The sequence below is a fragment of the Mesorhizobium montanum genome, assembly GCF_033977145.1.
GTDB lineage: Bacteria > Pseudomonadota > Alphaproteobacteria > Rhizobiales > Rhizobiaceae > Mesorhizobium > Mesorhizobium montanum.
Genome location: NZ_JAVIJF010000014.1, coordinates 152,010 through 171,992, shown reverse-complemented (window position 1 = coordinate 171,992; position 19,983 = coordinate 152,010). Strand labels below are relative to the sequence as shown.

Annotated in this window: 22 protein-coding genes; 7 read left to right on the top strand and 15 right to left on the bottom strand. The window is 63.2% G+C overall.

Annotated elements, in window-relative coordinates:
- Positions 1-18: 18 nt before the first annotated feature.
- From ychF to RFM68_RS20100, 3 genes are all read right to left on the bottom strand, one after another.
- Positions 19-1,122: a redox-regulated ATPase YchF gene (gene ychF, locus RFM68_RS20110; RefSeq protein WP_320234742.1), complete on the bottom strand. Its 1,104-nt coding sequence runs from the start codon at positions 1,120-1,122 to the stop codon at positions 19-21.
- A 93-nt stretch (positions 1,123-1,215) separates the two neighbouring features.
- Positions 1,216-1,941, bottom strand: coding sequence for an aminoacyl-tRNA hydrolase (pth, locus tag RFM68_RS20105; RefSeq protein WP_320234741.1), 726 nt, complete (start codon positions 1,939-1,941; stop codon positions 1,216-1,218).
- A gap of 112 nt (positions 1,942-2,053) precedes the next feature.
- Entirely contained in the window at positions 2,054-2,698 is a 645-nt protein-coding gene (locus RFM68_RS20100; protein WP_320234740.1) for a 50S ribosomal protein L25/general stress protein Ctc, read from the bottom strand.
- 350 nt (positions 2,699-3,048) lie between these two features.
- Here RFM68_RS20100 and RFM68_RS20095 point away from each other — a divergent pair, with 350 nt between their 5' ends.
- Entirely contained in the window at positions 3,049-3,693 is a 645-nt protein-coding gene (locus RFM68_RS20095; protein WP_320234739.1) for a glutathione S-transferase family protein, read from the top strand.
- Between the two features lie 176 nt (positions 3,694-3,869).
- Here RFM68_RS20095 and RFM68_RS20090 read toward each other — a convergent pair whose 3' ends face one another.
- Positions 3,870-4,295 carry a MarR family winged helix-turn-helix transcriptional regulator gene (locus tag RFM68_RS20090; protein WP_320234738.1) on the bottom strand — a complete coding sequence of 142 codons (426 nt, stop codon included), beginning with the start codon at positions 4,293-4,295 and terminating at the stop codon, positions 3,870-3,872.
- Positions 4,296-4,444: 149 nt separating this feature from the next.
- On the opposite strand from RFM68_RS20090, the gene RFM68_RS20085 reads away from it, so the two are divergent.
- Positions 4,445-5,302, top strand: a complete 858-nt coding sequence (locus RFM68_RS20085) for an alpha/beta fold hydrolase (protein ID WP_320234737.1) — start codon at positions 4,445-4,447, stop codon at positions 5,300-5,302.
- A gap of 93 nt (positions 5,303-5,395) precedes the next feature.
- Here RFM68_RS20085 and RFM68_RS20080 read toward each other — a convergent pair whose 3' ends face one another.
- Positions 5,396-6,625: an MFS transporter gene (locus RFM68_RS20080; RefSeq protein ID WP_320234736.1), complete on the bottom strand. Its 1,230-nt coding sequence runs from the start codon at positions 6,623-6,625 to the stop codon at positions 5,396-5,398.
- Positions 6,626-6,736: 111 nt separating this feature from the next.
- On the opposite strand from RFM68_RS20080, the gene RFM68_RS20075 reads away from it, so the two are divergent.
- A complete protein-coding gene (locus RFM68_RS20075) occupies positions 6,737-7,606 on the top strand; it encodes an AraC family transcriptional regulator (protein WP_320234735.1) in 870 nt (289 codons plus the stop codon).
- A gap of 122 nt (positions 7,607-7,728) precedes the next feature.
- Positions 7,729-8,289: a dihydrofolate reductase family protein gene (locus RFM68_RS20070; RefSeq protein WP_320234734.1), complete on the top strand. Its 561-nt coding sequence runs from the start codon at positions 7,729-7,731 to the stop codon at positions 8,287-8,289.
- On the opposite strand, the gene RFM68_RS20065 is transcribed toward RFM68_RS20070, so the two are convergent.
- From RFM68_RS20065 to lgt, 6 genes are all read right to left on the bottom strand, one after another.
- The gene (locus tag RFM68_RS20065; protein WP_320234733.1) at positions 8,286-9,221 is read right to left on the bottom strand and encodes a ribose-phosphate pyrophosphokinase; all 936 of its coding nucleotides are present in this window, start codon (positions 9,219-9,221) and stop codon (positions 8,286-8,288) included. The genes RFM68_RS20070 and RFM68_RS20065 overlap by 4 nt on opposite strands.
- A gap of 175 nt (positions 9,222-9,396) precedes the next feature.
- Positions 9,397-10,023: a hypothetical protein gene (locus RFM68_RS20060; RefSeq protein ID WP_320234732.1), complete on the bottom strand. Its 627-nt coding sequence runs from the start codon at positions 10,021-10,023 to the stop codon at positions 9,397-9,399.
- Positions 10,024-10,078: 55 nt separating this feature from the next.
- Positions 10,079-11,230 (bottom strand): M24 family metallopeptidase, encoded by a 1,152-nt coding sequence (locus RFM68_RS20055; RefSeq protein ID WP_320234731.1) that lies wholly within the window; start codon positions 11,228-11,230, stop codon positions 10,079-10,081.
- Positions 11,230-12,018, bottom strand: coding sequence for a peptidoglycan editing factor PgeF (gene pgeF, locus RFM68_RS20050; protein ID WP_320234730.1), 789 nt, complete (start codon positions 12,016-12,018; stop codon positions 11,230-11,232). Before pgeF ends, RFM68_RS20055 begins: the two co-directional genes overlap by 1 nt.
- Before the next feature lie 88 nt (positions 12,019-12,106).
- The gene (locus tag RFM68_RS20045; RefSeq protein WP_320234729.1) at positions 12,107-13,174 is read right to left on the bottom strand and encodes a class I SAM-dependent methyltransferase; all 1,068 of its coding nucleotides are present in this window, start codon (positions 13,172-13,174) and stop codon (positions 12,107-12,109) included.
- On the bottom strand, positions 13,174-14,028 hold the full coding sequence (lgt, locus tag RFM68_RS20040) for a prolipoprotein diacylglyceryl transferase (protein ID WP_320234728.1): 855 nt from the start codon (positions 14,026-14,028) through the stop codon (positions 13,174-13,176). Before lgt ends, RFM68_RS20045 begins: the two co-directional genes overlap by 1 nt.
- Positions 14,029-14,160: 132 nt before the next feature.
- Between lgt and RFM68_RS20035 the strand changes: the two genes are divergently transcribed.
- The 3 genes from RFM68_RS20035 to RFM68_RS20025 all read left to right on the top strand — a co-directional run bounded on the left by RFM68_RS20035 (position 14,161) and on the right by RFM68_RS20025 (position 15,649).
- Positions 14,161-14,463 (top strand): accessory factor UbiK family protein, encoded by a 303-nt coding sequence (locus RFM68_RS20035; RefSeq protein ID WP_320234727.1) that lies wholly within the window; start codon positions 14,161-14,163, stop codon positions 14,461-14,463.
- A gap of 313 nt (positions 14,464-14,776) precedes the next feature.
- The gene (locus RFM68_RS20030; protein WP_040989643.1) at positions 14,777-15,277 is read left to right on the top strand and encodes a type III secretion system chaperone family protein; all 501 of its coding nucleotides are present in this window, start codon (positions 14,777-14,779) and stop codon (positions 15,275-15,277) included.
- Between the two features lie 12 nt (positions 15,278-15,289).
- The gene (locus RFM68_RS20025; protein ID WP_320234726.1) at positions 15,290-15,649 is read left to right on the top strand and encodes a tRNA-binding protein; all 360 of its coding nucleotides are present in this window, start codon (positions 15,290-15,292) and stop codon (positions 15,647-15,649) included.
- On the opposite strand, the gene RFM68_RS20020 is transcribed toward RFM68_RS20025, so the two are convergent.
- From RFM68_RS20020 to RFM68_RS20005, 4 genes are all read right to left on the bottom strand, one after another.
- Positions 15,641-16,705, bottom strand: coding sequence for a glycosyltransferase family 4 protein (locus RFM68_RS20020; protein ID WP_320234777.1), 1,065 nt, complete (start codon positions 16,703-16,705; stop codon positions 15,641-15,643). The genes RFM68_RS20025 and RFM68_RS20020 overlap by 9 nt on opposite strands.
- 350 nt (positions 16,706-17,055) lie before the next feature.
- Positions 17,056-18,471, bottom strand: a complete 1,416-nt coding sequence (locus RFM68_RS20015) for an ATP-binding protein (protein WP_320234725.1) — start codon at positions 18,469-18,471, stop codon at positions 17,056-17,058.
- Positions 18,472-18,523: 52 nt separating this feature from the next.
- The gene (locus tag RFM68_RS20010; protein ID WP_040989639.1) at positions 18,524-19,243 is read right to left on the bottom strand and encodes a response regulator; all 720 of its coding nucleotides are present in this window, start codon (positions 19,241-19,243) and stop codon (positions 18,524-18,526) included.
- Positions 19,230-19,760, bottom strand: coding sequence for a MarR family winged helix-turn-helix transcriptional regulator (locus RFM68_RS20005; protein WP_430694891.1), 531 nt, complete (start codon positions 19,758-19,760; stop codon positions 19,230-19,232). The genes RFM68_RS20010 and RFM68_RS20005 overlap by 14 nt, the downstream gene beginning before the upstream one ends.
- Positions 19,761-19,983: the final 223 nt, after the last annotated feature.

The window sequence follows — 19,983 nt, the reverse complement described above, 5'->3', positions numbered from 1 at the left end:
GCCGGGTCTCCCTGGAGATCAGGTGTTGAACTTGAACAGCATGATGTCGCCGTCCTGGACGACATATTCCTTGCCTTCGTCGCGCGCCTTGCCGGCTTCCTTGGCCGCCACTTCGCCGCCCAGCGTGACGAAATCGTTATAGGCGATGGTCTGGGCGCGGATGAAGCCGCGCTCGAAGTCGGTGTGGATGACGCCGGCCGCCTGCGGCGCCTTATCGCCCTTGTGCACGGTCCAGGCGCGCGTCTCCTTCGGTCCGACGGTGAAATAGGTGATGAGATGCAACAGTTCGTAGCCGGCGCGGATCACCTTGTTGAGGCCCGGCTCGTCGAGACCGAGGGTCGCGAGGAACTCCATCTCCTCCTCGTCGGACAACTGGGCGACTTCCGCCTCGATCGCGGCCGAGATCACCACGGTGCTGGCGCCCTGCGCGGCAGCCATCTTCTCCACCGCCCTGGTGTGCTCGTTGCCAGTCGCGGCATCGGCCTCGGCGACGTTGCAGACATAGAGAACGGGATGCGAAGTGAGCAGGTTCAGTCCCTGCAGGATGCGCAGGTCCTCGGGCGCGATGCCGTTGAGCAGCACGCGTGTCGGCTTGCCGGCCTGCAGCAGCTCGAGTGCCGCCTCCATCATCGGCAGGACGGCCATCGCTTCCTTGTCCTTGACGGCGGCGCGCTTGCGGAACTGAGCGATCCGGCGCTCGAGGCTTTCGAGGTCGGCGAGCATCAGCTCGGTCTCGACGGTCTCGGCGTCGGCGACGGGATCGATGCGGCCTTCGACATGGGTGATGTCGTCATCCTCGAAGCAGCGCAGCACATGCACGATGGCGTCCACCTCGCGGATGTTGGCGAGGAACTGGTTGCCGAGCCCTTCGCCCTTGGAGGCGCCGCGCACCAGGCCGGCAATGTCGACGAAGGAGATGCGGGTCGGGATGATCTCCTTCGACTTGCCGATCGCCGCGATCTTCTGCAAACGCTGATCCGGCACCGCCACTTCGCCGGTGTTCGGCTCGATGGTGCAGAAAGGATAGTTGGCGGCCTGCGCGGCGGCCGTCCTGGTCAATGCGTTGAACAGCGTCGACTTGCCGACGTTGGGCAAGCCAACGATGCCACATTTGAAACCCATGTCTTTACGGTCCTATCGGGAATTCGATTTTGGTGAGGCTATGGGCGAAAGGGCGCACGATCGTCAAGTCCTCGACTCGGATCCTGTCAAAGCTCAGTCCTTGCCGCCGAACAACTTCTTCAGCATAGCGGCCATCGGGCCGCTTTCAGGAGCTTTAACCGCCGGCTGCTGAGGGCGCGCCTGGCGGACGTGGCTTTGCTGCTTGGGCGCCTTTGGGGGCGGGCGGTCGTCATCGCCGGTCGGCACGAGCTTGTCGCGCAAGGTCAGCGTGACGCGGTTCATGAACGAGCTGTCGTCGCCCTTTGCCAACAAACCGGCGCCGTCGGCGATGGCATCGAGCAGGACATCGAGCCATTCGCGATCGGCCTTGGCGAAATCGCCAAGCACGTGGCCGTGCACCATTTCCTTCACACCGGGATGGCCGACACCGATGCGCACCCGGCGATAGGCGTTGCCGACATGCTGGTCGAGCGAGCGGATGCCGTTATGGCCGCCGGAGCCGCCGCCCACCTTGACCCTGAGCTTGCCGGCGGCAAGGTCGATCTCGTCATAGAAAACGGTGAGCGCTGAAGGTTCGAGCTTGTAGAAGCGCAACGCTTCGCCGACCGATTGTCCGGACAGGTTCATGAAGGTCTGCGGCTTGATCAGCAGGGTCTTCTCGCCGCCAAGCGTGCCTTCCGAAATCAGGCCCTGGAATTTTCTCGACCAGGGCGAAAAGGAATGGCGGCGGGCAATCGCGTCCGCCGCCATGAAGCCGACATTGTGCCGGTTGTTTTCGTATTTCGCGCCCGGATTGCCGAGGCCTGCAAAGACAAGCATCGCCGCCTCCGGACTTAGAGCATGATGCCGAAAAGTGTGAGGCGGTTTTCGGACGACATCATGCTCTATTTCTTTGATTTAGAGCCGGATGAATTCATCCGGCTCGGAGAAATTACTTCTCTTCGGCCGCCGGGGCAGCCGCTTCGGTCTCAGCCTCTTCGGCGGTCGCTTCCGTCTCCGGCTTCATTGCCGACGAGCCGGCAACGGTCGCGATGGTGAAGTCGCGATCGGAGATGACCGGCTTGACGCCGGCCGGCAGCTTGACCGCCGAGATGTGGATCGAATCGCCGATGTCGGCGCCGGTGAGATCGACGGTGATGAATTCCGGGATCGCATTGGCCGGGCAGTGGAACTCGACTTCGTGGCGAACGATGTTGAGCACGCCGCCGCGCTTGATGCCGGGCGACTTGTCCTCATTGATGAAGTGGACAGGCACGTCGACATTGACCTGGGTGTCCTTGCCGATGCGCAGGAAGTCGACATGGACAGGAAAATCCTTGACCGGGTCGAGCTGGAAATCCTTCGGCAGGACCTGGATCTTCTTGCCGTCGACATCGATCGTGGCGATCGTGGTCAGGAACCCGCCGCCATGGATCTTGTAGAAGAGGTCCTTGTAGTTGAGCGCAATCGCCAGGGGAGGCTGCTTGTCGCCGTAAATAACTGCAGGCACTTTACCGTTGCGACGAACTGCACGGGCGGACCCCTTACCGACCTGTTCGCGCGCTTCGGCTTTAAGCTCATAAGCATCGTGGCTCATGGCATTTCCTTTCGCGTGTTATGGAGCGCTTGCGGCAAGCAGAAGCCAGCCGTAAACGTCGAAAGCCGTCGCGGCCTTGCACGATCTGTCCGATGCGTTTGGCGATCCAAATGCGTCTGGGGATCTAGCAGGCCTGGCCGGCCTTCCTCCGCGTTGCCTCCAAGGGTGTCTACGCGGGTGGCGGCTCTATAGCGGAAGGCGGGCGAGGGCGCAAGCGGTTGAGCTTGAAGGCTTGCAGGGTGGGTTTGCAGTGCCGAAAGCATAAGCCGAAAATCCCGTTTGTGACGAATGTAGGATCGGGCAGATTTCAGTCGTCCTGCGGCATGTAACCAAACCCATGGGGACCCGACATGAAACTTCTGTTCAGCCGCAATCCCAACCCTCGCCTCGCGGTCGCCACGGCGCGGTATCTCAAAGCGGAGGTCGCGTTCGAGTTCGCATCGCCCATGGCGCCAGGGCAGGCCGAGCGCTATCGCGCTTTAAACCCCAATCTGACCTTGCCGATCCTGGTCGGCCCGGGATGGAGCCTGTGGGAGACCGACGCCATCGCCTGCCGGCTGTCGCGCGAGACACATTCGGATTTCTGGCGCACCGGTGACGAGGAGCCGGACATGATCCGCTGGATAAGCTGGGGCAAGGAACGGTTCGTCTTCGCTTGCGACATGGTGCATTTCGAGCGCGGGACCAAGCAGCGCTATGGGATCGGTCCGATCGATCAGGCGCTGGTCGATGAGGGGCTGAGGCAGTTCCATGGAGCCGCGGCGGTCCTCGAGGCCGAGCTTTCCAAACGGGAGTGGCTGGTCGGCAACTCCATCTCCTATGCCGACTTTCGCATGGCGACGTTCCTGCCCTTCAACGACGTCGCCGGATTGCCGCTCGACGACTACCCATCGATCCGACGCTGGCATGGCCGGCTCGAGGCGATCGACGCCTGGCGCGACCCGTTCGAGGGGCTGGAAGCGCCGCAACTGCCGCCTGTCAGGATCGAGGCGTGACCCGCATCCGCTGAACCAACCAACGGCGTCGTGGCGCAAACTCAATCTCACCATCCCTTCGCTTTTGAAGTCCAAGGGCACGTTCCGCTCCGGTTCTCGGAACGCGCCTTGTCTGGCCGCTTGGCGCCTGACTCCAACTCGGCCTGATCTCGAAAACCTTAGGCGGCGTCGACCACCTAGCTGCCGTTCAGCGCATCGCGCAATTTTTGGATTTGCCGGTTCAGGGCATCGAGTTCAGCCAGCTTCATGCCTGAGCGCTCGACCAGGGTCTCGTTCAGGCAATTGCATTGGACGAGCAGAGTTCGTCCGGCGGAGGTCAGATCGACCTGCACCTGACGCTCGTCAGTCTGGCTGCGCTGGCGGGTGACAAGGCCGGCCTGTTCCATTCGCTTCACCAGCGGCGTGATGGTGCTCGATTCCAGGGCGAGCCGGTGCGCGATGCTGCCCACCGACATGCCGTCCGCCTCTCCCAGCGCATTGAGCACGAGATATTGCGGATAGGTGATCTCCATCTCGTCCAGCATTGGCTTGTAGGTGCGGTTGATCGCCATACTGGTGGCATAGAGCGTGAAGCAGAGCTGATTGTCCAACGGGAGAGGCACGGCGCATTCCTTTTGCCGACTGAGCATTTATTGTCTACCACGAAAAATGATATCGCGATACATGTTTTGGTGGACAGAGGTCCAAAGCTCCGTTAGGAACATAGTTATCGCGATATTGTTTATCGTGGTATCAACAGAAGGAGATTGAGATGACCTCGCAGACCAAGTCAGGCTCGGGCAGCGGCACGATCACCACCAAGGATGGCACCCAGATCTTCTACAAGGACTGGGGCACCGGCCAGCCGATCGTCTTCCACCATGGCTGGCCGCTGAGCAGCGACGACTGGGATGCACAGATGCTGTTCTTCCTGGCACAAGGTTACCGCGTCATCGCCCATGATCGCCGCGGTCATGGCCGTTCCAGCCAGACCGACACCGGCAATGAGATGGACACCTACGCGGCCGATGTCGCGGCGCTCGCCGCGCATCTCGACCTCAAGGACGCCATCCATGTCGGTCATTCGACCGGCGGCGGCGAAGTGGCGCGCTATGTCGCGCAATATGGCGGCGAAGGCCGCGTCGCCAAGGCGGTGCTGATCGGGGCGGTGCCGCCGATCATGCTCAAGACCGATGCCAATCCCGGCGGCCTGCCGATAGAAGTGTTCGACGGCTTTCGCGCGGCGCTGGCGGCCAACCGGACCCAGTTCTTCCGCGATGTTCCGGCTGGTCCGTTCTACGGCTTCAATCGTCCAGGCGCCCAGGTTTCCGAAGGCGTCATCGACAATTGGTGGCGCCAGGGCATGATGGGCGGCGCCAAGGCGCATTACGACTGCATCAAGGCCTTCTCGGAAACCGACTTCACCGAAGACCTGAAGAAGATCGACGTGCCGGTGCTGGTGATGCATGGCGACGACGACCAGATCGTGCCGATCGCGGATTCCGCGCTGCTTTCGATCAAGCTGCTCAAGAAGGGCGAGCTCAAGGTCTACAAGGGCTTCCCGCACGGCATGGCAACGACCCATGCGGATGTCATCAACGCCGACCTGCTGGCCTTCTTCAAGGCCTGAAGCTGGTCGCCAAAACAAGACGAAGCACCCGCCTGGAAGGCGGGTGCCTGCTCCATGTTCGGTGAGAGGCGGCCTTCAGCGTGTCGCACCCGCTCAGGCCTTCCGCGCTTCCTTCATGTTCGGCAGGAACACCGTCAACAGGCCAAGGAAGGGCAGGTAGGAGCAGATCTGGTAGACAAAGTCGATGCCCTTGATGTCGGCGACGACGCCGAGCACGGCTGCGGCGATGCCGCCCATGCCGAAGGCGAAGCCGAAGAAAATGCCGGCGATCATGCCGACGCGGCCCGGAACGAGCTCCTGCGCGAAGACGACGATGTTGGAGAAGGCCGACGACAGGATCAGGCCGATCAGCACGGTGAGCACCATCGTCCATTCCAGATTGGCGTAGGGCAGCGCCAGCGTGAACGGCAGCACGCCGACGATCGAGAACCAGATCATCGCCTTTTGGCCATAGCGGTCGCCGAACGGCCCGCCGAGCAGGATGCCCAGCGCCGAAGCGCCGAGGAACAGGAACAGCATCACTTGGCTCATCTGCACCGAAACGCCGAACTTATGCATGGCGTAGAAGGTGAAGTAGCTGGAGAGCGAGGCGATATAGGCATTCTTGGTCAGCACCAGCAACGTCAACACGGCCAATGCCCACATGACCTTCTTGCGCGGGAAGGGCGACACGTGGGCAGCCTGCTTGCGCGTGGCCATCGAGGCGCGCAGCCGGCTGTACCAGCCGCCGACCTGCCAAAGAACGACAATGCCGATCAGCGAGCCGGCGGTGAACCACGAGATGCTGGTCTGGCCGAACGGCACGACGATGAAGGCGGCGAGCAGCGGCCCCATGGCCTGGCCAAAATTGCCGCCGACCTGGAACAGCGACTGCGCGAGGCCGAAGCGGCCGCCCGAGGCAATGCGGGCGATGCGCGAGGATTCCGGATGGAAAATCGCCGAGCCGATGCCGATCAGCGAGGCGCCGATCAGAAGCAGCCAGTAATGGCCTGCATGCGCGAGCACCACCAGGCCGACCAGCGACGAGGCCATCCCCCAGGGCAAGGAATAGGGCATCGGTCGCTTGTCGGTCACCATGCCGATCACCGGCTGCAGCAGCGAGGCCGTCACCTGGAAGGTGAAGGTCAGAAGGCCAATCTGCCAGAAATCGAGACCGTAATTCTCCTTGAGCAGCGGATAGATCGCCGAAAGCAGCGACTGCATGATGTCGTTGACACAGTGGCAGAAGCTCACCGCAAGAATGACGGTGAAGGCCGTCGCTTGCGCCGAGATGTTGCTAGCCGGCGCCGGTGGGGCGACGGAGATGGCGGTCGTATCAGTCAAGGCAAATGCTCCGTAGTCTCTTGGCGGCGAACCGCAGGCCGCCTTATAGGCCTGTTGCCAAGCGACTTCTTTCGTGGTTTGGTCCAATAGTTTCGCAAGTGGGCCACATCAGTGCCGAATAACCGGGAAATGTTCAGGGGCGACGCCGCCGAGCTCAGCCGGCTGCATGAAAGCCGCTGGCAGTGGCTGGAACAGGCCGTCGGGCCGGCGGTCGCGCTGCCGACGGAATATCCGGACGGCTATCACGTGCCGCGGCACCGCCACAGCCGCAGCCAGCTGCTGCACGCGCTGGTCGGCGTGGTGCTGGTGACGACGAAGCACGGGCGCTGGATGGTGCCGCCCGACCATGCGATGTGGATACCGGCCGGCACCGAGCACTCGGTCGAGATGCTGGGCGACGTCTCGATGCGCTCGGTCTATGTCATGCTGGACGCCATTGCCGGGCTGCCGGAAGGTTTGCGCGTCGTCGGCATCACCGAGCTGATGCACAGCCTGATCGTCGAATCGGAGAAGCTGCCGCAGGGCGGCGAGCTCGAAGGGCGCGCAGCACTTGTCATGGGGCTTTTGCTGCACGAGATCCCGAACCTGCCGGAACGGCCGCTCGGCCTGCCTTTCCCGTCCGATCCGAAGCTCGCGGCGCTCTGCCGGCGCTTCGTGGCGGCGCCTTCGCCACATGCCACGATCGACGAATGGGCGGATGCCGCGGGCATGAGCCGGCGCTCCTTCACCCGCGCCTTCCATCGCCAGACGGGGCTGTCGCTGTCGACCTGGCGTCAGCAGGCGTGCCTGTTCGCGGCACTGCCCAGGCTCGCCGACGGCGAGGCGATCACCAGGGTGGCGCTGGATCTCGGCTATGACAGCGTGCCGGCCTTCATCACCATGTTCAAGCGCATGCTCGGCACCTCGCCGCGCGGCTATATGCGCGGCGCGCGCGATGCCGGTGAGAACCCGCGGCGCACAGGCGGTCCGATCGCCGCGTGAAACCGCGCCATCGGCATTGAGCCGAAGCGTCGGCTCTCAGTCGAGGTTCTTTGCCGAACGGTGATTGCAACTTGCAATCAGTTGTGCTCTTTTTTCGGAAAGGCAAATTCGAAGGAACCCGTATGGCGACGATCGTTTATGCCATGCTGACATCGCTGGATGGCTACATTGCCGGGCCGGGCGGAGACATCGACCTGCCGATTCCGGAAGAAGAATTGCATCAGCATTTCAACGACGAGATGCGGCGGACATCGATCGCGCTCTGCGGGCGCAGGATGTATGAAACCATGCGCTTCTGGGACAGCCCGGAACGGGAGATTGCCGCTGAAGAGGTCGAGCGGGATTTTGCCCGCGCCTGGCGCGAAACGCCGAAGATCGTGGTTTCGACCACGCTTCGAGAGGTCGGGCCGAATGCCCGTTTGGTGAAGGGCGATGTCGAGGCGATGGCAAGGTCGCTCAAGGCGGAAACGGATGGCGAGATTTCCGTCTCCGGCGCAGAGCTTGCCGGTCATCTCGCGCGCGCAGGGCTGATCGATGAGTACCGGCTCTATATGCATCCGGTCGTGTTGGGCGGCGGTAAGCCGTATTTCCAGTCCGGCTTGTCGCTGGCGTTGACACCGCTCGGCACGGAGCGCCTTACGCAAGGTGTGACGCTGCTGCGCTATGCGCCTGCCGGTAATTAGTCGAACAGGCTCGACACTGATTCTTCCGTTGCCGTGCGCGAAATCGCTTCGCCCAACAGGTCGGCGATCGAAATGACGCGGATGTTCGGCGCGTCGAGCACGGCCTGGCTCGGCTGGATGGAATCGGTGATCACCAGCTCCTGCAGCTTCGAGCCGGCGATGCGGGCAACGGCGCCGCCGGAGAGCACGCCATGGGTTATGTAGGCGGTGACGGAGGTCGCGCCATTGGCGAGCAGCGCGTCGGCCGCATTGCAAAGCGTGCCGCCGGAATCGACGATGTCGTCGATCAACAGGCAGTCCTTGCCGGCGACGGCGCCGATGATGTTCATGACTTCCGATTCGCCGGGGCGCTCGCGGCGCTTGTCGACGATAGCCAGTTGCGCGTCGAAGCGCTTGGCCAGCGCGCGCGCCCGCACCACGCCGCCGATGTCGGGCGACACGACGACGACGTTGCCGAGCTGCTTGTATTTCGCCTTCACGTCGCGGGCCATCACCGGCACCGAGAACAGGTTGTCGGTCGGGATGTCGAAGAAGCCCTGGATCTGGCCGGCATGCAGGTCCAGCGTCAGCACGCGGTCGGCACCGGCGCGGGTGATCATGTTGGCGACGAGCTTGGCCGAGATCGGCGTGCGCCCCGATGCGCGGCGGTCCTGCCTGGCATAGCCGAAATAGGGGATGACCGCCGTAATGCGCCGCGCCGACGAGCGCATGAAGGCGTCCATCATGATCAGCAGTTCCATCAGGTGGTCGTTGGTCGGATAAGAGGTCGACTGGAGGATGAAGACGTCCTCGCCGCGCACGTTTTCCTGGATCTCGACGAAGATTTCCTGATCGGCGAAGCGCCTGACGCTGGCTTTTCCCAGCGGGATGTTGAGATAGCGAGCGACCGCTTCGGCCAGCACCCGGTTGGAATTGCCCGCGAAAAGCTTCATGCACCGTTCCTGGTGAAGGATGGAGAGACCGAAGAGACTCTCATGAGCCTTTTATGCGGGGCTTTTAGCGGTCCGCGCCGGTATTGCAAGCCTCGTTGTGGGGAAACCGTCCGGCGACCGCAACAAACGTTGAAAACATCGCAAGCCGGCAACAGTTCGGCCGGGACCGGTTCGGTCAGCCGGCGCCGCCGCTACCGAGCCATGCGGCGAACTGGTCGATCGTCTGGTCGGCAATGGCCTGCATGGTCGCGGGCGCCACCGTGGGCCAGCCCTCACCGCTGCCGACGGAGGGCGCCTTCTGCTGGCCATTGATGCGGTGCAGGCGATTTCCGGAGGGGTCGTAAATGTCCCAGACATAGATGACGGTCGTGTCCTTGCCCTCTGACATCGTCGAAAAATAGCCTTTCAGCACATGCGTCGCCGTCTGGTCCGTGCTGCCGACGAGCGTCACGCCGCGCTGCCTGGCGCGTGCCTGCAGTTCCGCCGTCAAGGGTGCGGCGACCTCCACGGAGGCGCCGACGATCGGCGCCACCTGCAGCCGCGTCCTGGCGAGGACGGCGGTCTGGGTCGACGTGGCGGGGGTCGCGGACGCCGCCGCTGTCGGAGGGGCGGTCGAAGGGGCCGGCGCGGTCGTGGTCGGAGACGTGGCGGCCGATGATGTACTCTGCGTGGCAGGCAAAGACTGGGCCGAGCTTGCCGGCGGAGTAATCGCCGAAGGTTCCAGAACGTCCTTGGCGTTGGTGCAGGCGCCAAGCGCCAACACCGCAAGCAATGACACGGTCGTCACCTGCGATCGTCTCATCTGCCTGAAAACTCCTTACTGGCGAACGCCCCCGCATGAACCAACCATTATGGATTCACTGTACGATCAAGTCGAGATCATGGCGCGACAGCGGCTTCGGCGCCGATTCCGTGGTGAGGTAGGTGCGGCCAAGGGTCATCGCGGTCTCGGTTTCGGAGTCCATGATGATCATATGCGCGAACAGCGTCATATTGGGTGCGATCGGCTCCGGATTGCCCTGGTAGAACATCGGCATGTCCATCCAAGACGGCGTGAAGCGGGCGCCGACCGAATAGCCGCAGGCATTGAGCCGGTGCTTGGTCAGATTGTGGGCCTCGAGCGTGCGGGCGTGCGCGTCGAAGACATCACCGAAGGTGTTGCCCGGCATCATCGCCTTTTCGACCGCGAGCAGGGCGGCACGGGAAGCGTCGAACAGTTCCTGGTGGCGCTTCGACACCTTACCGGTCAGAACGGTGCGCATCATCGGGGCATGATAGTGATGGAAGACGCCGGCCCATTCCAGCGTCAGCTGGTCGTTCTTGGTGAGCTTGCGGCGGCCGGCCTTATAGCGGCAGAGCAGGGCATCGGCGCCGGAGCCGATGATGTACTCGTTGGCGGGATAGTCGCCGCCGCCGGCAAAGACCGCGCCCTGCATGGCGGCGAGGATGTTCCCTTCGTCGCCGCCCTGCTTGATCAGCGGCAGCGCCGCATCCAGCGCGTCATCGGCAAGATTGGCGGCTTTTTCCGCCTTGGCGACCTCGGCCGGGCTCTTGAACAGGCGCAGCCGGCCGACGATGCCGGAAGCATCGGCGATCTGGCCGAAGGTCTGCAACTGCTCGTCCATGCGGCGGCCATTGTAAGCGGTCAGGCCATGGGTGTCATATTCGACGCCGATGCGGGCGCCGAGCAGATCGAGGTCGTTGAGCAGGTTGCGCAGATCGATCGCCGGATTGGCGCCCTGGCGGTCGGTCCACAGCACGATGTTCTCGATGGTCGAGGTATGGCGCGCCTGCCTGAGATCGGCGGAACGGGTGAGCAGCACCATCGAGCCGTCGGCCTTCACCACCAGGCACTGGAAGAAGCAGAAGCCGAACGTGTCGTAACCGGTGAGCCAGTACATACTCTCCTGGGCGAACAACAGCACGGCGTCGAGCTTCTTGTCGGCCATCTCGATCAGCAGCCGGTCTCGCCGCGCGTCGAATTCCGACCGTTCGAAATGCAGCGCCATTACTCATTCTCCAAAACGATTGCCGAAACCTGGCGCCCGTAATCCGCTTCCTTGCGGTGTGTGGTGCGCCGGTAGGAATAGAAAAGGTCTTCTTCCTCATAGGTGCAGCGGCCAAGGCCCTCGGCGGTCACGCCGGCCTTGCGCAGCCGGTCGACCGTATATTGGTTGAGGTCGAACATCGAGTGGCCAGCAGCCTTCGATGGCCTGAAATAACGTCGATTGCCGGCATCGGCCTCGAAGAAGCGGGCGACGAACTCCGGCCCGACTTCGTAGTTGTCGGGTCCGATGGAGGGACCAAGCACGGCGACGATGCGGTCCCGGCTGGCGCCTAGGCTTTCCATCGCGGTGACGGTGTTTTCGAGCACACCGGTGAAGGCACCCTTCCAGCCGGCATGGGCGGCACCAATGACGCGAGCCTCGGCATCGGCGAAGAGAACCGGCCCGCAATCGGCGGTCGAGGCGCCGATGGCGATGCCCGCACGGTCGGTGACGATGGCGTCGGCTTTCGGGCGAGGGCCCGCGAAAGGTTCCCTGGCGACGACGACGTCCGGCGAGTGGATCTGGTGCGCGGTCAGCAGATGATCCGCCGGCACGCCCATCCAGTCGGCAACGCGCCGCCGGTTCTCGGCGACCAGTGTTTGATCGTCGCTGGAACCCGTGCCGATGTTGAGCCCCCGATAGATACCATCGGAGACGCCGCCGATGCGGGTGAAATAGCCGTGGCGTATGCCTTGCGCCTTTTCAAGGCGCGGCGAGCGTACTGGATCGGGCCTGGTCTGATTCAGCATGGTTGGGTTTGTCGTCCGTGCGAGGCGGTTTCGTCAAGGCGAAGTTCGGACGACAAGCAGGACCAGGCGGCAGGACCGCCCGCCAACCTCAGGCGGCTCTCGCCGCCGGCAGGATCTTCATCACCTTGAACAGCTCACCCATCGCGCCGGGACCGGCGAGGCGTTCGACCGCGTCCGAAATGGTTTGACGTGCCTTGTCATCGGCATCGGCGCCCAGCGTGCCGGCACGCTCGAGCAGGCCCATGCCGAGCAGGAATTCGCCCTGGGTCGACAAGTGCACATCGAGGCCGTGAGCGCGAGCCATTTCGGCAAGGGGGGCAAAATCGACATGGGCGGTGAGATCGGCTTCACCTGGATTGGCCAGCACGTCTTCGCGCTGATGCCGGCGCAGCGCCTGGAAGGTGTCGCCGAAACCCGGCTGCAGGTGGCCGTAGTCGATGAAGAGGCCAGCGCCGCCATGGGCGGCAATTCGCGCGGCGATCGCCGACATCAGCGCCGAACGGGCGGGCGCCACCTCGGCGATGGCGCCTTGCGGTGCATCGGCCGCCGCAGTCGGCAGCAGCGCAGTGTCGACAGATCCCGCACCAGCGAAGAAGTGCAGCTCGTCGGCGCCATCGAGACCGACCACGCGCTCGCGCCAGCCCGAGCCGGCGTAAACGAACTGCCGGATCGGCACCGCGTCGAACAGCTCATTGCCGACGATGAAGAGCGGCTGCGGCGGCAGCGTGTCGATGGTTTGGTGCCAGGCAAGTACCGCGCTTTGCCCGGCAAGCGTCTGTTCCTGGATCTTGGCCAGGCGTGGGCTGGTCTCGATCATGGCAAAGGAGGCGCCCGCGACGAGCGCGGGATCCAGCCGCGACCAGGTGCGCAGCATGTCCTTCATCAGCGTGCCGCGACCCGGTCCTATCTCGGCAAAGGTCGCGGGTAGAGGCCGGCCGGCGCCCTGCCATGCACGGTACAGCCAGACGGCGACAAGCTCGCCGAACATCTGGCTGATCTCGGGTGCGGTGACGAAGTCGCCGGCGGAGCCAAACGGCTCGCGCGTCGTGTAATAGCCGGCGTCGGGATCGAACAGGCAGAGCGCCATAAATTCGCTGACCGGGATCGGCCCCGTCGCGCCGATCAGGCCAACGATGCGCTCCTTCAGCAGGCTCATCACGCCGCCTGCGGCTGTGGCGCCGGCTTTGCCGTCGCCATGGCCCAGATGCCGGCGAGCACCATCGGCGTGGACAGGATCATGCCCATGGTCAGCCAGTTCGTATAGAGCAGATAGCCGAGCTGCTGGTCGGGCTCGCGGAAGAACTCGACGAAGATGCGCGACAGGCCGTAGCCGCAGATGAAGGCGCCGCCGACGAAGCGCGGCGCCTTCAGCTTGAGCCGCGAATGGGTGAGGAAGCGCAATACCAGGAAGAGAACAAGGCCTTCGAGCAGGGCCTCGTAGAGCTGGCTGGGATGGCGGGTGAATGGGCCGCCATTAGGGAATTCAATCGCCCAGGGCACGTTCGAAGGCCGGCCCCAAAGCTCCGAATTGACAAAGTTGGCGACACGCACCAGGCCGAGCCCAACCGGCACGCCGGCCGAGACCACGTCGAACAGCGTCCAGGTAGGAATGCGGCGCTTGAGCGAGAACAGCGTCATGGCGAGGATCACGCCAAGCAAGCCGCCGTGAAACGACATGCCGCCCTGCCAGACGGCGAAGATGTCGAGCGGATGCGCGATGTAGCGCGGCAGGTCGTAGAAGAGCACATAGCCGGTGCGCCCGCCGAGCACGACGCCGATCGCCGCCCAGACGATGAAATCGTCGAGGTCCTCGGTTTTCATCGGCAGGTTTCCGTCCGGCCAGAGGCGGGGGTCGATGACGAGACGCTTAGCGTACCACCAGGCAAAGAGGATGCCGACGATATAACCGACGCCATACCAATGCACCGCCAGCGGCCCGATATGGAGGATGACCGGGTCGATGTTGGGGAAGGGCAGGGAGGCCAGCGGCAGCAGGAAATATTCGCTCAAACAGGGTCTCCCCGGTGACGGTCACGATTGGGCGCGGACCATGCGGCAGGGTTTTGGCGGGGTCAAGGCAAGGCTTCGCTTGCATTCCGCGCCGCGCGCCACTACGTCAAAACGACCAAGCGAGGATCTGCCATGTCGACCGGACCGAACCGCATTCTCGACGAATTCGCCAAGATCATGACCGATGCCGCAGGTGCCGCGCAGGGCGTGCGACGCGAAGTGGAGACGGCGTTCCGGGCGCAGGCCGAGCGTATGCTGAATTCCATGGATGTGGTGCAGCGCGAAGAATTCGAGGCCGTGCGCGAGATGGCGGTCAAGGCGCGGGAAGACAACATCCAGTTGGCGACGCGCATCGAGGCGCTCGAGGCCAGGCTCGCCGAACTGACGGGACAGGCCGCACCTGCGGGTGCCGCAAAGCCCCGTGCAAAAAAATAATCATTAAACTTTTCCACATAGCGCGATCCGAAAAATCGCTTTGCCGTGAATCGTTTACCGGCATTGCATGAATCTTTGTGACAGCAGCTTTCCACATGCGAATGACGCAGTGCGAAAAATTGGGCTGTTCACGCGACTCCCGATCAATAGACTGAATTTGTTGCATGATTCGAAGCAGGGTCATGCGCCGGGCGGTGGGGTCCGGTTGGGGTCTTTGCGTTGGAAAGTCCTGACCGTCCGAGTTCTAGACAAGATTGTTCGTCGTGTGTGCCCCGCGGAGCGTGTGGCGCTCCCCTGAACACAGGAAGCATTCATGGAACTCCTCGAACTCGAATTCTCCCGCGAAATCCACCCGGTGGATGTCATCGAGCAGGTGGCCCACAACAATGACTGGTCTTTCGAGCGCGCCGGCGACGACGAGATTTCTATTTCGGTCGCAGGCAGCTGGACCGACTATCATGTCTCCTTCTCCTGGATGGAGGATTTCGAGGCGCTGCACCTGGCCTGTGCCTTCGACATCAAGGTGCCGGAGACGCGGGCCCTGGAAGTGATGCGTCTGCTTTCACTGATCAACGAGCAGATGCTGTTCGGCCATTTCGATCTCTGGGAGCAGGAGGGCGCTATCATGTTCAGGCAGTCGCTGCTGCTTGCAGGCGGGGTCGAGCCGTCGAGCCAGCAGGTCGAGGTGCTTTTGTCATCGGCGCTCGAAGCCTGCGAATGCTATTTCCAGGCTTTCCAGTTCGTCGTCTGGTCGGGCACTTCGGCCAAGGATGCGCTGTCCAGCGTGCTCTTTGAAACCCATGGAAACGCCTGAGCATATTTACCGATGAGTTCGAGCAGCGAGCGCAAGCCCGAGATCGGCTTTGCCGATTTCGACCGTGTCGACATCCGTGCCGGCACGATCGTCGAGGCCGAGCCGTTTCCGGAGGCGCGCAAGCCGGCAATCAAGCTGAAGATCGATTTCGGCCCGGCCATCGGGGTGAAGAAGTCATCGGCGCAGATCACCAAGTACTACACGCCGGAAACGCTGATCGGCCGGCAGGTCTTTGCGGTGGTCAATTTCCCGCCACGCCAGATCGGTCCGTTCATGTCGGAAGTGCTGACGCTCGGCTTTCCGGACGAAGAGGGTGCCGTGGTGCTCGGCGCCATCGAGCGCAACGTGCCCGACGGCGGGCGCTTATTCTAGGGCCAGCCTCGGTCGGCCGGACGCTACAACATCCTGATCTGTGCGCTTGCGCGGCATCCCCAGCGCTTCGTCGACCACGTCGAGGAACATTTCGGCGCAGGCCTGCCAACTGTAGCGCATCGCGCGCTGGCGCGCTTCGGCACGATCGACCTGAAGCGCCTTCAGCGCGGCCTCGCGCAGATCGTTGGACACCGCTCCGCCGACACCGTCCCCGACGATGTCGATCGGTCCGGTCACCGGATAGGCGGCGACCGGCGTTCCACTGGCCAGTGCTTCGATGATGACGTTGCCGAAAGTATCGGTGCGGCTCGGGAAGACGAAGACATCGGCCGATGCGTAGATCTCGGCCAGCTCGTCGTTCGGACGGTGACCGAGGAAATACGCCTTCGGATAGCGCGCCTTGAGCTTGGCCAATTCCGGTCCTTCGCCGACGAGGATCTTGCTGCCGGGCAGGTCGAGGTCGAGGAAAGCGGCCAGGTTCTTTTCGATCGCAACGCGGCCGACGCATAAGAAAACCGGGCGCGGGAATTCGGTTTCCTTGCGCTTGTCCGGTCGGAAATGGTTGGTGTCGACGCCGCGTGTCCAGGGCCTCAGCTTGGTGAAGCCGCGCGCCGCAAGATCGTCAGCCAGCGATTGCGTCGCCACCAGCGTGCCCTGTCCGGAATTGTGGAAGTCGCGTAGCCAGTTATAGGCCCAGCTCTCCGGCACCGGCAGGCGGGCGCTGAGATATTCGGGAAAGCGCGTGTGGTAGCTGGTGGTGAAGGGGCGACCGATCCTGCGGCAATAGCGGCGCGCCATGATGCCGAGCGGACCCTCGGTGACGATGTGGATATGGTCGGCCTTGGCGGCCTCGATCAGGCGCGCGACATGGGCCGGCGCCGTCAGGGCGAGGCGGATGTCGGGGTAGGTCGGCATCGGCAAGGTGCGAAACAGGCTCGGCGTCAGGAAATCGAGCTCGACGTCGAAGGGCTTCAGCGCCTCGGTGAGGCGTTCCAGCGTGTGCACCACCCCGTTGACCTGCGGCCGCCAGGCGTCGGTGACCATCATGATACGCATGGCGATCCCGATACGCATGGCGATCCCGATACGTATGGCGATCCCGATGCGCATGACGGCCCTTTGCCGCAATAGGTCCTGAGCGCGCCGGCGCGGTGCCGGAACGGCAGCCAGGCAGCAACTCGCGCCTCGCTCCAGCGCACCCGGGCAGGGGCTGGATCGAAGCGGGGCGGCAGGGCCGAATCAACAAGGATCGCGCGCTTCATGCGCGCTCTTGACCATGATTTCATGACGGGCGGATGAAGCTGTTTTTGATCGAGCATGATCTTGTCCGAACCGCAGGTCAGCGAAAGCAAAACCCGGCTTCCACTTTTTGCCGCGCCGACCTCCGGTTCGGCATCATGCTCTGGCTAGGCGGGCACCTTGATCACCGCGCGCAGGCCGCCGAGCGGACTGTCCTCGAGGTTGATGTCGCCGCCGTGGCTGCGGGCGATGTCGCGGGCGATCGACAGGCCAAGCCCGGTGCCGCTGGCGTCGAGGTTGCGCGCCTCGTCGAGCCGCAGGAAAGGCTTGAACACCTCTTCACGCTTGTCGGCAGCGATGCCCGGGCCGTCATCGTCGATGGTGACGGTGAGCGACCCGCGGCCGTGATTGGCGTGGACCTCGACGGTCTTGGCATAACGGAAAGCATTGCCGATGACGTTCGAAAGCAAACGGGCAAAGGCGTTCGGCCGCACATGCACGGTCGGATCGCCGGTCAGCGTCGTCGTGAGCGCGCAGCGGCGCAACCGCGCTTCCTCGCCGAGCTTCTGGAAATAGGTCTCGAGATCGAAGCGGCCGGTGTCCTCCGCGGCCTCGCCACGGGCAAAGGAGAGATAGCCTTCCAGCATCGACTGCATGTCGTCGATGTCCTGGTTGAGGGCTGCCTTGGTCTCGGACTTGCCGCCGGCCAGCGCCAGCTGCAGCTTGAAGCGGGTGAGAATGGTCCTGAGATCGTGGCTGACGCCGGTCAGCATGGCGGTGCGCTGCTCGATCTGGCGCTCGATACGCTCACGCATCTGGATGAAGGCGAAGCCGGCGCGACGGACTTCCTCAGCCCCGCGCGGGCGGAAATCGCGCGGCATCGGCCGGCCCTTGCCAAAACTCTCGGCGGCTTCGGCGAGCGTCAAGATCGGTCTTATCTGGTTGCGCAGGAAAGGAACGGCGATCATCAACAGAACCAGCGAAGTGCCGACCATCCAGATCAGGAAGATGTGGGTGTTGGAGGCGTATGCCTGGCTGCGCCGCACGAAAACGCGCAGCACCTTGCCTTCCAGCTGGACGCGAACCTCGACGACGTTGGAGTTGCCGACGGTGTCGATCCAGAACGGGCGGTTGATCTGCCTGGTGATCTCCGACGACAGCGCAGTGTCGAGGATGGAGAAGAACGGCTTCGGCCCCGGGGGCGGCAATGGATCGGGCGGCAGCAGATCGACCTTGAGCTGCATGCGGTCCTGGGCGATGCGGATGACGTTGGCGTAGTCGGCGTCGTGCGGATAGGTCTCCATCATGTCGATGATGGCGGCGATGTCTGCGATCGTCGCCTGCGACAGGCGCTGGGTGACCGTCTGCCAATGGCGCTCCATGAAGACGAAGGCGACCACCGACTGCAAAAGGATCATCGGCGCGATGACGATGATCAGCGAGCGAGCGTAGAGCCGCTTCGGCATGTAGAGCGCGACCAGGCGCCAGAACCGGTTCCAGGCGCGCGGCATCGCCCTCAGCGTTCGCATCGCGAGATCGCCGGGGCCGCCCCCTTTCGGCTGTTCCAGTTGCGTGGTCGCCATTCGCCCTTCCGCTTGTCGATGGCCTGTTCAGCAAAGGGCCTTCGACGCTAACTTATTCGACGCTGAGCCGATACCCAATACCGCGCACCGTCTGCAGCCACACCGGGTTGGACGGATCGCGCTCGATCTTGCGGCGCAGCCGGTTGATCTGCACGTCGATGGTGCGCTCGCCGACATCCGATTCATCGCCCACCAGTTCATGGCGCGGTATGGTCTCGCCCGCTCGCGCGGCGAAGATCGCGAGGATCTCCTGCTCGCGGTCGGTCAGTTTAAGCGCCTCGCCGCCACGCTTCAATTCGCGCTTGGCGATCTGGAATGTATAGGGCCCGAACACCAGCTGTTCCACCTTCGGTGTCGCCGCCGGGCCGCCACGGCGCAGGATATTGTTGATGCGCAGGATGAGCTCGCGCGGATCGAAGGGTTTCGGCAGGTAATCATCGGCGCCGGCTTCCAGCCCGGTGATGCGGCTGTCGGTCTCGGACAGCGCCGTCAGCATCAGGATCGGCACGTTCTTCTCGGCCCGCAGCGCCTTGGTGAGGTCGACGCCGGTTTCGCCCGGCATCATGACGTCGAGCACCAAAAGGTCGAAGTCGAGGCCGGCAAGCTTGCGCCTGGCCTCGCCGGAATTGCCGGCGACGGTGACGCGAAAACCGTTCTCGGACAGATACTGCTTGAGCAGGTTGCGGATACGCGTGTCGTCATCGACAACCAGAAGGTGCGGCGCGTCATCGTCGGGCGCGGCCGGATGATCAACCTTCTCAATGGTCTCCATGGTTCTTCCCCGATGTTTGCGCAGGCACAATGTCGATCTGCGCTCTTAGTTCCGGATTGACCATCGCTTCCAGGAAACGCTCGATCGTGGTGCGTTCGGTGGCTCCGGAATCTTCCAATGCCGCACGGATGCGGCGCGACTGTGGCCGCGCCAGTGCCAGGGCCAAGGCGCGACCCTTGGCGGTCGGGTAGAGTTCGCGCTGCCGGCGGTCGCGCGGACCCTGCACCTGGACGATATGGTCGGTGTCGATCAACTGCTTCAAAACCCGAGCAAGGCTCTGCTTGGTGATCTTCAGCACGTCGAGCAGTTCGGCGACGGTGAGGCCCGGCCTGCGGTTGACAAAGTGCAGCACACGATGATGGGCACGGCCGAAGCCGTAATCGGCGAGGATCTGATCCGGATCGGAGGTGAAATCGCGATAGGCGAAGAAAAACAGTTCGATGATGGCGAAGTCGATGCCGTCCTCATCGGTAATCGCCGTCCTGATCGGTTTTCCGGCTGCGGGGCTCGTCATCATTTCTCCATGCGAGGCGGGAATTATGTCAGTACTATTGACGTAATTTCCGGGCAATGATAATTTTTGACAAGCTTTTCGGCGGATTGCGAACGAAAAGGCAAGCAGAAGCCGTTTTTCCGGAACTTCCTGAGTTTGCCACGGATTAAATATCCGCCTACGCTTTCAAGCACTGGCCAGCGTTTCGGATCCTGCGGCGGGGCCGGCACGAAGGCTATATGACGCA

What these genes read in the sequence shown, in the direction of transcription:
- pgeF (WP_320234730.1), bottom strand. Translation starts at nt 12,018, where the DNA reads ATGCTGAATCAGACCAGGCCCGATCCAGTACGCTCGCCGCGCCTTGAA.
- pth (WP_320234741.1), bottom strand. Translation starts at nt 1,941, where the DNA reads ATGCTTGTCTTTGCAGGCCTCGGCAATCCGGGCGCGAAATACGAAAAC.
- RFM68_RS20005 (WP_430694891.1), bottom strand. Translation starts at nt 19,760, where the DNA reads ATGATGACGAGCCCCGCAGCCGGAAAACCGATCAGGACGGCGATTACC.
- RFM68_RS20025 (WP_320234726.1), top strand. Translation starts at nt 15,290, where the DNA reads ATGAGTTCGAGCAGCGAGCGCAAGCCCGAGATCGGCTTTGCCGATTTC.
- RFM68_RS20100 (WP_320234740.1), bottom strand. Translation starts at nt 2,698, where the DNA reads ATGAGCCACGATGCTTATGAGCTTAAAGCCGAAGCGCGCGAACAGGTC.
- RFM68_RS20035 (WP_320234727.1), top strand. Translation starts at nt 14,161, where the DNA reads ATGTCGACCGGACCGAACCGCATTCTCGACGAATTCGCCAAGATCATG.
- RFM68_RS20045 (WP_320234729.1), bottom strand. Translation starts at nt 13,174, where the DNA reads ATGAGCCTGCTGAAGGAGCGCATCGTTGGCCTGATCGGCGCGACGGGG.
- ychF (WP_320234742.1), bottom strand. Translation starts at nt 1,122, where the DNA reads ATGGGTTTCAAATGTGGCATCGTTGGCTTGCCCAACGTCGGCAAGTCG.
- RFM68_RS20070 (WP_320234734.1), top strand. Translation starts at nt 7,729, where the DNA reads ATGGCGACGATCGTTTATGCCATGCTGACATCGCTGGATGGCTACATT.
- RFM68_RS20065 (WP_320234733.1), bottom strand. Translation starts at nt 9,221, where the DNA reads ATGAAGCTTTTCGCGGGCAATTCCAACCGGGTGCTGGCCGAAGCGGTC.
- RFM68_RS20060 (WP_320234732.1), bottom strand. Translation starts at nt 10,023, where the DNA reads ATGAGACGATCGCAGGTGACGACCGTGTCATTGCTTGCGGTGTTGGCG.
- RFM68_RS20010 (WP_040989639.1), bottom strand. Translation starts at nt 19,243, where the DNA reads ATGGAGACCATTGAGAAGGTTGATCATCCGGCCGCGCCCGACGATGAC.
- RFM68_RS20095 (WP_320234739.1), top strand. Translation starts at nt 3,049, where the DNA reads ATGAAACTTCTGTTCAGCCGCAATCCCAACCCTCGCCTCGCGGTCGCC.
- RFM68_RS20020 (WP_320234777.1), bottom strand. Translation starts at nt 16,705, where the DNA reads ATGCGTATCATGATGGTCACCGACGCCTGGCGGCCGCAGGTCAACGGG.
- RFM68_RS20055 (WP_320234731.1), bottom strand. Translation starts at nt 11,230, where the DNA reads ATGGCGCTGCATTTCGAACGGTCGGAATTCGACGCGCGGCGAGACCGG.
- RFM68_RS20085 (WP_320234737.1), top strand. Translation starts at nt 4,445, where the DNA reads ATGACCTCGCAGACCAAGTCAGGCTCGGGCAGCGGCACGATCACCACC.
- RFM68_RS20030 (WP_040989643.1), top strand. Translation starts at nt 14,777, where the DNA reads ATGGAACTCCTCGAACTCGAATTCTCCCGCGAAATCCACCCGGTGGAT.
- RFM68_RS20015 (WP_320234725.1), bottom strand. Translation starts at nt 18,471, where the DNA reads ATGGCGACCACGCAACTGGAACAGCCGAAAGGGGGCGGCCCCGGCGAT.